The organism is Phaeobacter sp. CC-HEC084 (assembly GCF_059429255.1).
The window spans coordinates 2,160,693-2,173,647 of the sequence record NZ_JCAIJQ010000002.1 but is presented as its reverse complement, the minus strand read 5'-3'; the positions used below and the strand labels follow the sequence as shown (position 1 = coordinate 2,173,647).

The 12,955-nt window shown below is 62.7% G+C and carries 16 protein-coding genes and 1 tRNA gene; 9 read left to right on the top strand and 8 right to left on the bottom strand.

Annotated elements, in window-relative coordinates:
* Window positions 1-8 precede the first annotated feature (8 nt).
* From AC5SSZ_RS10585 to AC5SSZ_RS10575, 3 genes are all read left to right on the top strand, one after another.
* On the top strand, window positions 9-1,064 hold the full coding sequence (locus tag AC5SSZ_RS10585) for a quaternary amine ABC transporter ATP-binding protein (protein WP_274830052.1): 1,056 nt from the start codon (window positions 9-11) through the stop codon (window positions 1,062-1,064).
* Window positions 1,061-3,097 (top strand): ABC transporter permease, encoded by a 2,037-nt coding sequence (locus tag AC5SSZ_RS10580; protein ID WP_495438151.1) that lies wholly within the window; start codon window positions 1,061-1,063, stop codon window positions 3,095-3,097. Before AC5SSZ_RS10585 ends, AC5SSZ_RS10580 begins: the two co-directional genes overlap by 4 nt.
* Window positions 3,098-3,217: 120 nt before the next feature.
* A complete protein-coding gene (locus AC5SSZ_RS10575; protein ID WP_274834978.1) occupies window positions 3,218-3,739 on the top strand; it encodes a DUF2478 domain-containing protein in 522 nt (173 codons plus the stop codon).
* A 290-nt stretch (window positions 3,740-4,029) separates the two neighbouring features.
* Here AC5SSZ_RS10575 and AC5SSZ_RS10570 read toward each other — a convergent pair.
* Window positions 4,030-4,113: transfer RNA gene (locus AC5SSZ_RS10570), tRNA-Tyr, on the bottom strand.
* 120 nt (window positions 4,114-4,233) lie between these two features.
* Between AC5SSZ_RS10570 and rlmB the strand changes: the two genes are divergently transcribed.
* From rlmB to AC5SSZ_RS10550, 4 genes are all read left to right on the top strand, one after another.
* The gene (rlmB, locus tag AC5SSZ_RS10565; protein WP_065273016.1) at window positions 4,234-5,025 is read left to right on the top strand and encodes a 23S rRNA (guanosine(2251)-2'-O)-methyltransferase RlmB; all 792 of its coding nucleotides are present in this window, start codon (window positions 4,234-4,236) and stop codon (window positions 5,023-5,025) included.
* A gap of 104 nt (window positions 5,026-5,129) precedes the next feature.
* Window positions 5,130-5,381 (top strand): hypothetical protein, encoded by a 252-nt coding sequence (locus AC5SSZ_RS10560; protein ID WP_274833000.1) that lies wholly within the window; start codon window positions 5,130-5,132, stop codon window positions 5,379-5,381.
* Window positions 5,382-5,540: 159 nt separating this feature from the next.
* Window positions 5,541-5,993 (top strand): YHS domain-containing (seleno)protein, encoded by a 453-nt coding sequence (locus tag AC5SSZ_RS10555; protein ID WP_495438150.1) that lies wholly within the window; start codon window positions 5,541-5,543, stop codon window positions 5,991-5,993.
* Between the two features lie 289 nt (window positions 5,994-6,282).
* Window positions 6,283-6,753 carry a CoA-binding protein gene (locus tag AC5SSZ_RS10550; protein ID WP_495438149.1) on the top strand — a complete coding sequence of 157 codons (471 nt, stop codon included), beginning with the start codon at window positions 6,283-6,285 and terminating at the stop codon, window positions 6,751-6,753.
* Between the two features lie 244 nt (window positions 6,754-6,997).
* Here AC5SSZ_RS10550 and AC5SSZ_RS10545 read toward each other — a convergent pair whose 3' ends face one another.
* Genes AC5SSZ_RS10545 through hisA form a run of 4 tightly spaced genes read right to left on the bottom strand, consistent with a single transcriptional unit; the run spans window position 6,998 to window position 9,142 of the window.
* Window positions 6,998-7,315: a phosphoribosyl-ATP diphosphatase gene (locus tag AC5SSZ_RS10545; protein WP_065273020.1), complete on the bottom strand. Its 318-nt coding sequence runs from the start codon at window positions 7,313-7,315 to the stop codon at window positions 6,998-7,000.
* A 15-nt stretch (window positions 7,316-7,330) separates the two neighbouring features.
* Window positions 7,331-8,092 (bottom strand): imidazole glycerol phosphate synthase subunit HisF, encoded by a 762-nt coding sequence (gene hisF, locus AC5SSZ_RS10540; RefSeq protein ID WP_274830045.1) that lies wholly within the window; start codon window positions 8,090-8,092, stop codon window positions 7,331-7,333.
* Between the two features lie 2 nt (window positions 8,093-8,094).
* Window positions 8,095-8,415, bottom strand: a complete 321-nt coding sequence (locus AC5SSZ_RS10535; RefSeq protein ID WP_495438148.1) for a hypothetical protein — start codon at window positions 8,413-8,415, stop codon at window positions 8,095-8,097.
* A gap of 4 nt (window positions 8,416-8,419) precedes the next feature.
* Complete coding sequence (hisA, locus tag AC5SSZ_RS10530; protein ID WP_274833024.1) at window positions 8,420-9,142, bottom strand: 1-(5-phosphoribosyl)-5-[(5-phosphoribosylamino)methylideneamino]imidazole-4-carboxamide isomerase; 723 nt, start codon at window positions 9,140-9,142, stop codon at window positions 8,420-8,422.
* A gap of 158 nt (window positions 9,143-9,300) precedes the next feature.
* Between hisA and AC5SSZ_RS10525 the strand changes: the two genes are divergently transcribed.
* On the top strand, window positions 9,301-9,699 hold the full coding sequence (locus tag AC5SSZ_RS10525; protein WP_495438147.1) for a DUF2147 domain-containing protein: 399 nt from the start codon (window positions 9,301-9,303) through the stop codon (window positions 9,697-9,699).
* 48 nt (window positions 9,700-9,747) lie between these two features.
* Here AC5SSZ_RS10525 and AC5SSZ_RS10520 read toward each other — a convergent pair whose 3' ends face one another.
* From AC5SSZ_RS10520 to AC5SSZ_RS10510, 3 genes are all read right to left on the bottom strand, one after another.
* A complete protein-coding gene (locus tag AC5SSZ_RS10520; protein WP_274830041.1) occupies window positions 9,748-9,999 on the bottom strand; it encodes a WGR domain-containing protein in 252 nt (83 codons plus the stop codon).
* A 159-nt stretch (window positions 10,000-10,158) separates the two neighbouring features.
* Window positions 10,159-11,154: a calcium-binding protein gene (locus AC5SSZ_RS10515; RefSeq protein ID WP_370570955.1), complete on the bottom strand. Its 996-nt coding sequence runs from the start codon at window positions 11,152-11,154 to the stop codon at window positions 10,159-10,161.
* Window positions 11,155-11,553: 399 nt separating this feature from the next.
* Window positions 11,554-12,090: a peroxiredoxin-like family protein gene (locus tag AC5SSZ_RS10510; RefSeq protein WP_065273024.1), complete on the bottom strand. Its 537-nt coding sequence runs from the start codon at window positions 12,088-12,090 to the stop codon at window positions 11,554-11,556.
* Between the two features lie 136 nt (window positions 12,091-12,226).
* On the opposite strand from AC5SSZ_RS10510, the gene AC5SSZ_RS10505 reads away from it, so the two are divergent.
* The gene (locus AC5SSZ_RS10505; RefSeq protein WP_495438146.1) at window positions 12,227-12,955 is read left to right on the top strand and encodes a helix-turn-helix transcriptional regulator; all 729 of its coding nucleotides are present in this window, start codon (window positions 12,227-12,229) and stop codon (window positions 12,953-12,955) included.

The window sequence follows — 12,955 nt, the reverse complement described above, 5'->3', positions numbered from 1 at the left end:
AAAGCGCCGTGAGTGACACGTCGACACCAGCCATCACCTGCCAGAATGTCTGGCAGGTGTTCGGCGCCCATGCGGACAGTGCTCTGAAACAGGCGCTGTCTGAAACTCAATCTGCCGAAGAGGCTGCCGCGGCGCTGCGCGCCAAGGGGCTGACGCCCGCGGTGCAGGACGCCACATTCGAAGTGAAAGAGGGCGAGTTGTTCGTCATCATGGGGCTCAGCGGGTCGGGAAAGTCGACGCTGATCCGCTGTATCTCGCAGCTCTTGCCGGGCACCGGCGGCGATATTCTGATCGACGGCGAAAACATCCGCACCGCCAGCCCGAAACGGCTGATCGAGCTGCGCCGAAACAAGCTGGGCATGGTGTTCCAGCACTTCGGCCTGTTCCCGCATATGAGCGTGGCCGAAAATGTCGCCTATCCGCTGAGGGTGCAGGGGATGCGCAAGAAGGACCGGCTGGCGAAGGCGCAGCAGGTGATCGAACTGGTCGGCCTTGGCGGGCGCGAAAAGAATTTCCCACGCGAACTGTCCGGCGGGCAGCGCCAGCGGGTCGGCATCGCGCGATCCCTCGTGGCGGATTGTTCCGTCTGGTTCCTGGATGAACCGTTTTCGGCTCTGGATCCGCTGATCCGCCGCCAGTTGCAGGATGAATTCCTCGACATTCAGGCCAAGCTGAAAACCACAATCGTCTTTATCACCCATGACATCAATGAGGCGCTGAAGCTGGCCGACCGCATCGCCATCATGCGCGATGGCAAGATCGTGCAGATCGGCACACCTTCGGACATCGTGCTGAACCCGGTGGATGATTACGTGCGTGAATTCTCCAAGGATGTCGCGAAGGGGCAGCACGCTCATGTGGCCTCGGTCATGCAAACTGGCGGGGATCTGTCCCATGGCCCCGACGATCCGGGTTTGCGCCGCGACATGACGCTGGATGCGGCGCTGGCGCGCTGCATGGAGCTGTATGAACCCGTGCCGGTGCGTGACGAAAATGGCGCGCTGCTGGGCGTGGTGAACCCGGCAGATCTGGCGGCGGCCCTGCAGGTGGATCCGGCGGCATGATGACGCTCAGCAAAGGCAGCCGCGCCGCGCTGATCGCGCTGGTGGTGGGCATTCTGTGTCTGGCGCTGGAAGGCGTCGCGCCCTGGCTTGTTTCATTCCCCAAAGGCTGGGTGCTTCCCGCGACCGATTGGGTCGGCAGCGGGATGGAGAGTTTTCTGGCCCTGATCAAACCGGCAGCCCGAATGTTTTCTGCCCTGATGGCCTATCCGATGGAGGCCGCAGGCTGGATCTTGAGCGAAACGCCCTGGCCATTGCTGATCGCGGCCACGGTGGCGCTGGGCTGGCGCCTTGGGGGGCTGGCGATGGCGCTGATGGCTGCGGTGGGGCTGGGTGCTGTGCTCGCCTCGGGTTACTGGCCCGAAAGCATGAACACGCTGGCGCTGGTCTCGGTCTCGGTGCCGCTGGCGCTGCTGGTTGGCGGTGCCATTGGCGTGCTGGCCAATGAATACCCTCGGGTGCGGGCGCCGGTTCAGGCGCTCCTGGACGTGATGCAGACGGTGCCGACCTTTGCCTATCTGACGCCCCTCTTGGTGCTTTTCGGCTTTGGTCCGGTGGTGGGGCTGATCGCCTCGGCCATCTATGCGGCGCCGCCGATGGCCCGCAACGTGATGCTGGGGCTGGAGCGGATCGAACCGGAAATCAAGGAAGCCGCCGTGATGGCTGGTGGCACCCGCATGCAGCAGCTGTTTCAGGTGGAAATCCCCGCCGCGGCCACGCAGATCATGGTGGGTGTCAACCAATGCCTGATGGCGGCCCTATCGATGGTGATCATCGCTGCCGTCATCGGGGGTTTTGACGACATCGGCTGGGAAGTGCTGCTGACCATGCGCAAGGCACAGTTCGGTGCCAGCCTGCTGGCCGGTTTTGTGATCGTGATCTTTGCCATCCTGATCGACCGGATGAGCGGCACGCTCGCCGATGAAAGGCGCCGCAGCTATGACGGACGCGTGTCGCTGGCGATCCTTGTGCTGGGTGCCATTGTCAGTCTGGCCTTTTACGGCCAGCTGCAGCATCCGGGCGACTATGCGCTGTTCGACAGTACGGCGGATCGTGTCGACGCGGGCCTGTCGGCCTTTACAAGTGCCAATGCCGAGCTGCTGACCAGCGTCAAGAACGGCGTGATGTTCTACGTGCTGCTGCCGCTCAGGATCGGGCTTGACCAGGCGGTGCTGCCTTTCACCTGGGGCTTTGTCTGGACCACGGGGATGAGCCTTGCGCTCTTTGCTGCAGGCGCCTTTGCAGGATTGTACTGTGCCTATCGCGGCAAGCTGACGCTGGGGGTGGTGATCCTGATCGCCACGGGCATGCTGGAAACGGGAATTTCGCAGCTTCCCTGGCCCTTTGTGCTGGTCGGGGTAGGGGCTTTGTCCTTTGTTGCAGGCGGCGTGCGTCTGGCGGCGCTGTCTGTGGTTCTGCTGATAACGATCCTGTTGTCTGGCCTGTGGGAACGGGCGCTGCTGTCCCTGTACCTGTCGGGGGCTTCGGTCTTTGCCTGCGCGGTCCTGGGCGGCGCCATCGGGCTTGCCTCGGCAGTCTCACCCATGGTCTGGCGCGTAGTGCGTCCCATTTGTGACATGCTGCAGACGATCCCGCTGTTTGTCTTCCTGATCCCGGTGCTAATGGTGTTCCAGATTGGCGAGTTCTCGGCCTTCCTCGCCATCATGGCCTATGCCATCGTTCCGATGATCCGCTACACCCGCCATGGTCTGACCGAGACACCCGCCGAGATGATCGAGGCCGCGACCGCTTCGGGCGCGACCCGCTGGCAGATGATGCGCGATGTGCGGGCGCCCTACGCGGCGCCGACCATCCTTCTGGGGCTCAATCAGACCATCCTTTATGCCTTTGCCATGCTGGTGATCGCGGCGCTGATCGGCACCACCGGTCTGGGTCAGTCGATCTACCTCGCGCTGGGGCAGGCGGATGTGGGGCTGGGCATCTCTGCTGGCGCGGCGATGGCGATTCTGGCGCTGATTGCCGACCGGATCGTGCAAGGCTTTGCCGAGGAACGCCGCCACGCGCTGGGTCTCTAAGTCTCCTCTCTTGCCGCGCTGCTCCTCTGGTGGCGCGGCAAATGCCCCTCTGGCCCACTCCCTGAAACCGCGCTAGGATCTGTTTCGCTGAACAGAACCACAACCAAGTGAGGTCTCCCGATGAGCCTGGCCTATGTCATGACCACTGAACGCGGCGCCACCGACCGGCTGCTGACTGCGCTGGCCGAGCGTTTGCAGACGCGCGGGCTGCGTCTGGCGGGAATCGTCCAGACCAATACCGAATGCTATGATGACAAGCTCTGCGACATGGATGTGCGGGTGCTGCCGGGGGATGAGGTGATCCGCATTTCCCAGTCTCTGGGGCCAGAGGCCCGCGGCTGCCGCTTGAACCCCGGTGCGCTGGAGCAGGCGGTAGGGCAGGTCACCGAGAGCCTTGCTCAGACACCCGCACCGCAGGTGCTGCTGGTCAACAAGTTCGGCAAGCACGAGGCCGATGGCCGCGGCATGCGCCCCGTCATTGGCGAGGCGCTCGCCATGGGTATCCCGGTCGTTTCTGGCGTCAATCGTATGAATGTGGAGGCTTTCAAGGATTTCTCCGGCGGCATGGCAGAGGCGGCTGACGCCGATCTTGATGCGCTGGAGGCCTGGGTGATGCAGGCGGTCAAAACCCCGGCAGAGTGACGCCTCAGGGTGCGGTCTCCGCTGCCGGATATCAGTGATTGTTGAAGATTGACCCGGTCCTGTACCGGGTCTTTTTGCATCCTGCCGGGGGCGGGGCCTTTAGGGGAATCTGACCCGAAACCGATGCCCGTTATGGGGGTAGGGGAAGGGGAATATGAGGCTGGAAACGCGGCAAAACCGGCTGCCAGAGCTGAAGCGGTGGGCAGTGCTGTATTGGGAGACCTAGACCCGATACGGGCGGATGCCACCATCGTTCCCGATGAAAATATCAATCATTTCAAGGAAGAAGATGGTGGGCGACCCTGGAATCGAACCAGGCGTGCGTCTCCGCGAGGGAGTTACAGTCCCCTGCCACACCTTGCGGCCTGTCGCCCACTGTCAGGTGAGTGTTGCACCTAACGTGGAGGCGTGATTACTAGCGGCACCAACGGGCGTCAACAGGAAAATACCAAGTTTTCTGCGCTGGCCTGAAATTCCTTTTGTCGGAGAGAGCAATGTCGAAGAAACCCACCAAGAAACCCCAGTGGGTCATCGAAAAGGAACAGGCCAAGAAGGCAGGCGCGAGCGAAACCGTCTGGCTGTTTGGCCTGCATGCGGTGCGCGATGCGCTGATGAACCCGCGCCGGGAGAAACTGCGGCTGATCGTGACCCTGAATGCCCAGAACAAGCTGGAAGAGGCCATCGCTGCCGCGGGGATTGAACCCGAGGTGGTCGATCCGCGCAAGTTCAACGCGCCGCTGGATCCCAATTCGGTGCACCAGGGCGCGGCGCTGGAGGTGAAACCGCTCAACTGGGGCAGTCTTGCGGAAAACTGCATTGGCGCCGAAGTGCCGCGGGTTCTGCTGCTGGACCGGGTGACTGACCCGCATAACGTTGGCGCGATTCTACGTTCGGCCGAGGTGCTGGGCGCCAGCGCCGTGATCGGCACCCGCCATCACTCGGCGCCCGAAACCGGCGCTCTGGCGAAAACCGCCAGCGGCGCGCTGGAACGTCAGCCCTATCTGCGGATGCGCAACCTCTCGGATACTATCACCGAGCTGCAGAATATGGGCTTTCTCGTGCTGGGCCTCGATGGCGAGGCAGAGCAGACCATCGAACAGGCGCTGGAAGGGCGCAAGGACCGCCCAGTGGCGCTGGTGCTCGGCGCCGAGGGGCCGGGGCTGCGGCAAAAGACCAAGGAAACCGTGGATCAGCTGGTGAAAATCGACTTTGCCGGGGGATTCGGATCGCTCAACGTCTCAAATGCTGCGGCAATCGCCCTATATGCTTCCAGAGAAAGATCCTAAGCAGACAGGAGGCAGGCATCGCACATTCCAGCATTTCCGGAGGTAAGATCCTCAGTTGTTGTTACTGCGGCGTTCAATCGGCCTTTGTGCCGGGTGGGCGTGGCATGTCCACGCTGATATGCGGAACCTGCGGGGCGCCGCTTTCGGCGCAAAAGGCCCGGCCACTCGCGCCGGGCAAGGGGGCCAAAACCCCGGCAACGGCTGTGCCCGCGTCGCGGTCCAAGATTTCGCACCAGCCTGCGCCGGTGAAACCCGCCTACAAGCCGAAGAAGAGCAAGCCGCGCAAGAAACGCAAAAGCATGTTTCAAAAGGTGTTGTCTGAGGCCTTTGACGTGATCGAAGATATTTTCGACTGAGGCAGGCTGGTGGGGTTTACCCGACGCCTTTCCGAATGAGATCAGACCGGCCCTGTGGCCGCAGACACACGGCGTTCACTTATTCGTAACACGCCTGTTCAGCCTGATACGCATGGGGCAGAATTGGGTTATCTCAAATTGATCCTGTGGAGTCGTCTCTTGTTTCTGCGCCTGCTCGTTCTGGTTGCTGCCGTCCTGTTGTCCGTCCCGCCCCGGGGCGCGCTGGCGGATTCGCCCCTGTTTGCGGCGCGCGAAGGGGTGGCGCTTGGCGGTTATGACACGGTGGCCTTTTTCGACGTCGGAGAGGCCGTGGCGGGGCAGGCACGCTATTCCGTTGTGTGGAAAGGTGTCATCTGGCGTTTCGCGTCTCAAAGCAATCAGATCCGGTTTGAAATGAACCCGCGCGCCTATGCACCGATGTTCGGTGGCTATTGCGCCTCTGCCATGGCGCGGGGCGTGTTGAAGGCCGGGGACCCGCAGCTGTGGGTGATTGTTGACGGGCGGCTGTTCCTTTTGAACAATGAGGGGGCGCTGACGCGGTGGCGGGCACAGGCGGCGCAGCTGATCGCCGAAGCCGACGCCCATTGGCCTGCTGCCTTGCACCCCGAGTAAAGGGATCTGCGGCGACAATTGGTGCCGCCAGCCCTTCCGAACATCGAGCCCCTTTAAAAGCCTGTTCCGAAGACCCACATATAAGTCAGGGCTGCGGAACGGAACATCCGTAGACCTTTTTCACTGTCCCTCGTTCCATACCTCGCGCCCGGGATCCCTTCCGGGCGCTTTTTTCTTTTTGGGGATGCCGATGTGCTCACTGGCCGGTTCGTTATTGCCGTCGGTTTTCCGTCGCCCAATGCCGCGAATTTGGCTTTTCCACGCGGCGGCAGCACAGTAGGGTCTGGCCATGACCAGCTATAGCGACGACCTTTTGCGCAAGATTTTGAAACGGACCCGGACCATCGCGGTGGTGGGGGTGTCGATGAATTCTGTGCGCCCCAGCTACTATGTGGCACGCTACCTTGGCCTCAAGGGCTACCGGGTGATTCCGGTCAATCCCGGCCATGCGGGCAAGCGGCTGTTCGGCGCCACCGTGCGCGCCAGCCTGTCAGAGATCGATGAACCGGTACATATGGTCGATATCTTCCGCCGCTCTGAAGCGGTGCCACCCATTGTGGATGAGGCGCTCGAGCTGTTCCCGGATCTGCAGACCATCTGGATGCAGATCGGCGTCGAGAACTCCGAGGCCGCCGCCAAGGCCGAGGCGCGCGGCGTTGACGTGATTCAGAACCGCTGCCCCAAGATCGAATACCAGCGCCTGTTCGGTGAACTCCGCATGGGCGGGTTTGCCACTGGTATCATTTCGTCGAAACTGTAGCGCGCTGGGGGGCTCCCGCCCGTCGCGCGTCACATCAAAGATGTGAAGGCTCCCGTTGGGCCGGGCGCCGCGCTGACGCGCGGCGGCAAAGGATCCGCTGAGAGGCGCTTCAGGGGCAGCACTGCCCTGAAGCGCCATGGCGAGTGTTATCCGATCTGTTCCGCCTCAAGGGTGAACCGCGCCTTGCGCGGCCGCTGGCGCGGCCCTTGACCCGGATCAGAGCGGGGGTCTGGAGGAGCAGGGGTTAGCCTTTTGGGCGGGCGGCTTTTTCTGCGATGCCGCTGAGGCCCTGACGTTCGGCCAGAACGGCAAGGACCTCGTCCAGTGCCACATCACGGGCGGCCAGCATCACCAAGAAATGATAAAGCACATCGGCGCCTTCACTGGCGAGTTTCGCCTTGTCGTCCTTCACCGCTTCGATAATCGCCTCGATGGCTTCCTCGCCAAATTTCTCGGCGCATTTTTCGGGCCCCTTGGACAGGAGTTTTGCGGTCCAGGAGCTGCTAGGGTCCGCGCCCTTGCGGGATTGGATGGTGGTTTCGAGATCGTGCAGCAGGGTCATGGCGGTGGGCCTTTCTCAGCCGAGGCGCATCGGGATACCGGCGGCGGCCATGTGTTCCTTGGCCTCCTGGATGGTATATTCGCCGAAGTGGAAAATCGAAGCGGCCAGCACCGCCGAGGCGCCGCCCTTGGTGACACCTTCGACAAGGTGGTCAAGTGTGCCGACCCCGCCCGAGGCGATCACCGGCACATCCACCGCGTCCGAGATCGCGCGAGTCAGGGGCAGGTTAAAGCCGGATTTGGTGCCGTCGCGGTCCATCGAGGTCAGCAGGATCTCGCCTGCGCCCTTGGCCACAACGGTCTTGGCAAACTCCACCGCGTCGATACCGGTTTCGCGGCGCCCGCCATGGGTGAAGATCTCCCATTTGCCGGGGGCGACGGTCTTTGCGTCGATCGCCACCACGATGCACTGGCTGCCGAATTGCGCGGCGGCCTCGGCCACCACATCGGGGTTGGCAACGGCGGCGGAGTTGAAGGAGACCTTGTCGGCCCCGGCCAGCAGAAGGGCGCGCACGTCTTCTTTGGTGCGTACACCGCCGCCCACGGTGAGCGGTACGAAGCACTGCTCGGCGGTGCGGCGCACCATGTCGAACATAGTGCCGCGGTTTTCATGGGTGGCGTGGATGTCGAGGAAACAGATCTCGTCAGCGCCCGCCGCATCATAGGCCTTGGCCGCCTCCACGGGATCGCCCGCATCGCGCAGGCCGACGAAGTTCACGCCCTTGACCACGCGGCCATCAGCGACATCGAGACAGGGGATGATGCGGGTTTTCAGCATCTTCAGCTCTTTCTTTTCCGGAGTGCGCCGATCAATGCCAGAATGGCCCAGGAAAGACCAGCGCCCATGACAAAGGGGGCAAAGACAAGTGGCCCCCAGGCCGCGAACAGTCCCAGCGCATAGGCCGTGTCGCTGATATCGCGGCCAAGGAGGAGGCAGGGCGCGGCAAAGCCTTCGTTGATGGTGCAGCCAAGGACCGTGCTGAGGAACAAGACCGCGCCAAAGGCCAGCGCCCAGAGCAGGATGGGGCCAAGGGTCAGCAACGCAAGGATGCGATGCGCATTACGTCCGATGGCTGGTCCTTGTCCCGGCTCCTGCGCCATGGGATCAGCCTTTCAGGATGGCCAGCGCCTCAGCGAGGTCGATGGCGCCGTCATAAAGCGCGCGGCCCGAGATGGCGCCATTGAGCGGTGCACCGCAGGATTTCAGCGCTCGAAGGTCCTCAAGCGAGGAGACCCCGCCGGAGGCGATCACCGGGATCGAGACCGCATTGGCCAGATCGGCAGTGGCCTGCACGTTGGGGCCCTTCATCGCGCCATCGCGCATGATGTCGGTGTAGATGATGGCGGCAACGCCCGCGTCCTCGAAGGATCTCGCAAGATCGGTGACCATCACGTCGGTTTCCTCGGCCCAGCCTTTGGTTGCGACCTTGCCGTTGCGGGCGTCGATGCCGACGGCCACCTTGCCGGGGAATTCGCGCGCTGCGTCGCGCACCAGATCGGGGTTTTCCACCGCTACAGTGCCAAGGATCACCCGGGCCAGGCCCTTGTCGATCCAGTTTTCGATGGTCTTCATGTCGCGGATGCCGCCGCCCAGCTGTGCGGGCACCTTGCATTGCTTGAGGATTTCCTCGACCGGGGCGGCGTTCACTGGCTCACCTGCAAAGGCACCGTTCAGATCGACGAGGTGCAGCCATTCGCAGCCCTTTTCGACGAACTCCAGCGCCTGGGCGGCGGGGTTGTCGTTGAACACGGTGGTCTTGTCCATGTCGCCATGCAGAAGGCGCACGGCCTGGCCGTCCTTGAGGTCAATGGCGGGATAAAGGATCATGTCGCTGGCCTTTGTCATCAATGGGCGCCGCCGGGCTGGCGGCAGGGTTTTGCCGGTTCTATGGCACGGTCGGCGCCGGGATTGCAACGCGACCCAAAGTCAAGCTTGCCTGAAAACCACATGCCGCGCCAAGGTGGGGCAAACGGGGAGGTTTTGAGATGAAGACAGTCACATTGGGTCTGGCGCTGGCGATGTCGCTGGCCACCGGCGCGCTGGCCGATCAGGTTGCTGGCAAATGGAAGACCGAGGAGGGCGATGAAGGCGGTTATTTGCACGTGGATATTGCGCCCTGTGGAGCCAGCATTTGCGGCACCATCGCCACCGCCTATGACGCAAATGGCGGCGTGTCGGCGGATTATGCGCATCTGGGCAAGAAGCTGATCTGGGATATGAAGGCCGATGGTGGCGGCAGCTATTCCGGGGGTAAGATCTGGGCGCCCGATGCGGACAAGACCTACAAGTCCAAGATGTCGCTGGACGGCAACCGCCTGACCGTCAAGGGGTGCGTCGCAGGCGGGCTGATCTGCCGGGGACAGACCTGGAAACGGGTCAACTGAGAAACGGGTGAAGTGATCTCCCGCCGCATGGACGCGCCGGGACGTGGATCATAGCAGCCCAAGCTGAACCGGGATCGGCACAAAACCACGGCGGACCTGCCGGTCCCGCACCGTTTCGAACAGATGCATCGCCTCGGCGTGCTGGTTGAAATAGGCGCGCCGTTCCTGACCTCCGGGGGCGGCGATCGGACCCAGGGCCTGTTCGACGCACCAGTCGCCAAACAGGGTCTGGCTTAGCCGCAGCACGCAATAGCGGTGGCGGCCTTCGATATGGTCGAATTTTTCCAGTCTGATCTGCAAAGGGGCGGGGCCTGAACGGGTTTCACACCGGTTCCATATGCCGCGAAGCGGGCGCCCTGTCCATCGCCGTGCCGTCACAATTGCCGTATGTTTGATTGCTGTGTGGCATCGGCTGGGGCCAGCCCCCGTAATGGGGAGCTGGCGGAGAGGTAGGGGTGATCAGAAGAGGAAATCATCCGCCGTGAGGTCATCCAGGCTGACGCCGTTCAGGATGATGACGTTCTGCCCATCATCGCCCATGTCGTAGATCACGCGGCTGCCCGTGTCGGTCGCGGCATCGACAAAGGCGTCGAGGCTGGTCGCCTCATCCGTTAGAGCAGAGAGGTCCAGAACGTCCTCACCAATGGTGAAGTCCCGGACCACGTCGCGGCCAAAGTTGCCTTTGAAGATAAAGGTATCCTCGCCGCTGCCACCGATCAGCTTGTCGCGGCCGCCGCCGCCGTTCAGCACGTCGTTATGCGCACCGCCTTTCAGTTTGTCCGCGTGGGCGCCGCCCAGCAGAGTATCCTCGCCTTTGCCGCCTTTCAGAACGTCACGGCCAAGCCCGCCTTTCAGCTTGTCGTCCTGCGCACCGCCGAGCAGCGTGTCACGGCCCTTGGCGCCGATCAGAACGTCCTCGCCGCGGTTGCCCTGCAGGTCGTCATTGCCCGCGCCGCCCTTCAAGCGATCGTCATTGCCGTAGCCGCTGAAGCTGTCATCACCACCGGAGCCGAAGAAGCGGATGTTCTGCGCTTTAAGCTGATCGATCAGTGGTTCGAAATCCGCATCCAGCATGCCGTAGATCAGCGCCGCCGAAGCATCGGCGCCATCGACAGCGGGGGCGAATTCGATGGAATAATCCAGCTGATCCAGCGCGATGTCCTGGGTGCCGTTCTCCGCGTCGGTTGCGGTGGCGCCATAGCCCAGTTCAATTCCGCTGACCGTCCCGCTGAGCGTGTGGGTGCTCATGCTGTAAACAATGTCATCGCGCAGGATATAGGCCTGTGCATCCGGGGTTGCGGTGTCGGTGATCTGTGCCTCGGCGCCGGCGTAATCGCCGCCCAGGCCGTTGGAGAAGACACCGCGCCCGGCGGATTCGAAATTGGCGCTGAAGTCTTCGATATAGGCGGTGAAGTCGGTAACCTGGCTGTTGCCGGTTGTGATGGTGATCGTCATGGCATCTCCTGTGCCGACCCATCGCTGATCGCATGACAAGCGTCAGATGGGGCCGGGCGTGACCGTGTTCGCGTTGCAAAATTCGAGTGATTCGCTGGGTCTGGGATGCGGCAGATCTGCTGCACGGCGACTGGGCATTGGGCCACAGAGTCCGGTACCTGGCAGGGCTGTGCTACAAAGGCAGATAAAAATTGTCAAGAAAAGGTGGCTGGAAATTGCGGTTGTGCGTGGGAAGGCGTCGGCTCGCCTAGCGCAAACGCCGGTGCCGGACTGCGGGAGGGCAGCCCGGCGGGAACAACGCGCCAGATTGGAAGCTTCACCCGCGGCGCGTTGATCTCTGGGACCGGTCCGACTGCTCCGTCAGACCGGTCTATCGGTAAGGCCTATCGGGCAGGCCTATCAGACGGCGCCGGTGTATTCGCCGCGCGCCGGATAGTCGTTGGCGATGGCGAAATCGAGGGCCGACACCAGTTCCGAGAAATGCGGACGCACGAAGGGCATGGTCTGAACCGAACCGTAGTAGAGGGTCTGCTCGGGGGTCACCATGAACAGGCCCGGCTCGGAGAACAGCGCGGGCTCTTCCAGACCGATCGAGGTGGTGCCACGCGAGGTCGAGATGTAGAGGCCCCATTCCTTTGCCACGTCCAGCGGCAGATCATAGGCAAAGCGCAGGGATTTGGCTTCGATCTTGTCGGCCATCGCCTGGGTGCGCTCTTCGCCATCGGCGCTGATGGCGATGGTGGCAACGCCGCGCTCAGCGAAATCGGCGGTCTTCTTTTCCAGCTCTTTCAGGTAGTTGGCGCAGATCGGGCAGTGCAGGCCCCGGTAAAAACAGATGACGGTGCCGCGTTCGCTGTCTGCCTTGGACAGATCAAAGGTGCCGCCGCCGAGCAGCGGCAGGGACAGGTTCGGGGTTTTCTGGCGGGGGATCAGCATAGCAGGTCTCCGAGTATGAATGTTGCTGCCGCATAAGCGGCCGTGAGTGATGGTGGTGGCCTTGTGCAACGGATTTGCGCTTGAAAAATCCGAAAAATCTGACAAAAACACCGGAACTCTGCACGGGAGAGAGATAATGGACAGATTGTCGAGCCTGATGGCCCGGTTTCGCATGACGGTCGAGGTGGCAACGCCGGAGGCGGCAAACCTGCGTGTCTATACCGATCCGGACGGGGCTTTGGCGCGGCTTGTGTTCTTTGCCGGTGGGGCGGTGCCGCAGGCAGAAGACGGACCCAGCCTTGCGCTGCGGGTGGACTGGGCCGGGGAGCATAATCCGCTGGTGGCTGCATTGCCGGTGCGGGTCGAAGTGGCTTTGGCTGACGCGACAGGGCTGTGCGCGGTGCTGGATCTGATGCAGCAGGAGCTGGCCGTGCACCGCTGCGGCGCCGAGAGTATTCTGGCTAGCCTGGGGCAGGCGGCCATGGTGCGGCTGTTGAGGCACCTAATCGAGGTGGGCACGGCGGAGCCGGGCCTGTTGGCGGGGCTTTCTGATGCGCGGCTGGCCCGTGCCATCGTGGCGATGCATGACCATCCGGGCCGGGTCTGGACCACGCAAGATCTAGCGACCGAGGCGGGCCTGTCCGTGTCACGGTTTTCCGAGTTGTTTTCCCAGCAGGTCGGGGAAAGCCCGATGCATTATCTGCGGCGCTGGCGGCTGACACTGGCGCGGCAGGACATGCTGCGCGGTGATCGGGTCGAGGCGGTGGCACGCCGCTATGGCTATGATTCCCCCGAAGGCTTCACCCGCGCCTTTCGCAAGGCCTATGGCTGCGCTCCGGTGTCTTTGCGCAAAAGCGCAGCCTAA

Excerpts from the sequence above, each read along its gene's own strand:
- AC5SSZ_RS10580 (WP_495438151.1), top strand. The coding sequence starts at position 1,061 with ATGATGACGCTCAGCAAAGGCAGCCGCGCCGCGCTGATCGCGCTGGTG.
- AC5SSZ_RS10575 (WP_274834978.1), top strand. The coding sequence starts at position 3,218 with ATGAGCCTGGCCTATGTCATGACCACTGAACGCGGCGCCACCGACCGG.
- rlmB (WP_065273016.1), top strand. The coding sequence starts at position 4,234 with ATGTCGAAGAAACCCACCAAGAAACCCCAGTGGGTCATCGAAAAGGAA.
- AC5SSZ_RS10560 (WP_274833000.1), top strand. The coding sequence starts at position 5,130 with ATGTCCACGCTGATATGCGGAACCTGCGGGGCGCCGCTTTCGGCGCAA.
- AC5SSZ_RS10550 (WP_495438149.1), top strand. The coding sequence starts at position 6,283 with ATGACCAGCTATAGCGACGACCTTTTGCGCAAGATTTTGAAACGGACC.
- AC5SSZ_RS10545 (WP_065273020.1), bottom strand. The coding sequence starts at position 7,315 with ATGACCCTGCTGCACGATCTCGAAACCACCATCCAATCCCGCAAGGGC.
- hisF (WP_274830045.1), bottom strand. The coding sequence starts at position 8,092 with ATGCTGAAAACCCGCATCATCCCCTGTCTCGATGTCGCTGATGGCCGC.
- AC5SSZ_RS10535 (WP_495438148.1), bottom strand. The coding sequence starts at position 8,415 with ATGGCGCAGGAGCCGGGACAAGGACCAGCCATCGGACGTAATGCGCAT.
- hisA (WP_274833024.1), bottom strand. The coding sequence starts at position 9,142 with ATGATCCTTTATCCCGCCATTGACCTCAAGGACGGCCAGGCCGTGCGC.
- AC5SSZ_RS10525 (WP_495438147.1), top strand. The coding sequence starts at position 9,301 with ATGAAGACAGTCACATTGGGTCTGGCGCTGGCGATGTCGCTGGCCACC.
- AC5SSZ_RS10515 (WP_370570955.1), bottom strand. The coding sequence starts at position 11,154 with ATGACGATCACCATCACAACCGGCAACAGCCAGGTTACCGACTTCACC.
- AC5SSZ_RS10510 (WP_065273024.1), bottom strand. The coding sequence starts at position 12,090 with ATGCTGATCCCCCGCCAGAAAACCCCGAACCTGTCCCTGCCGCTGCTC.
- AC5SSZ_RS10505 (WP_495438146.1), top strand. The coding sequence starts at position 12,227 with ATGGACAGATTGTCGAGCCTGATGGCCCGGTTTCGCATGACGGTCGAG.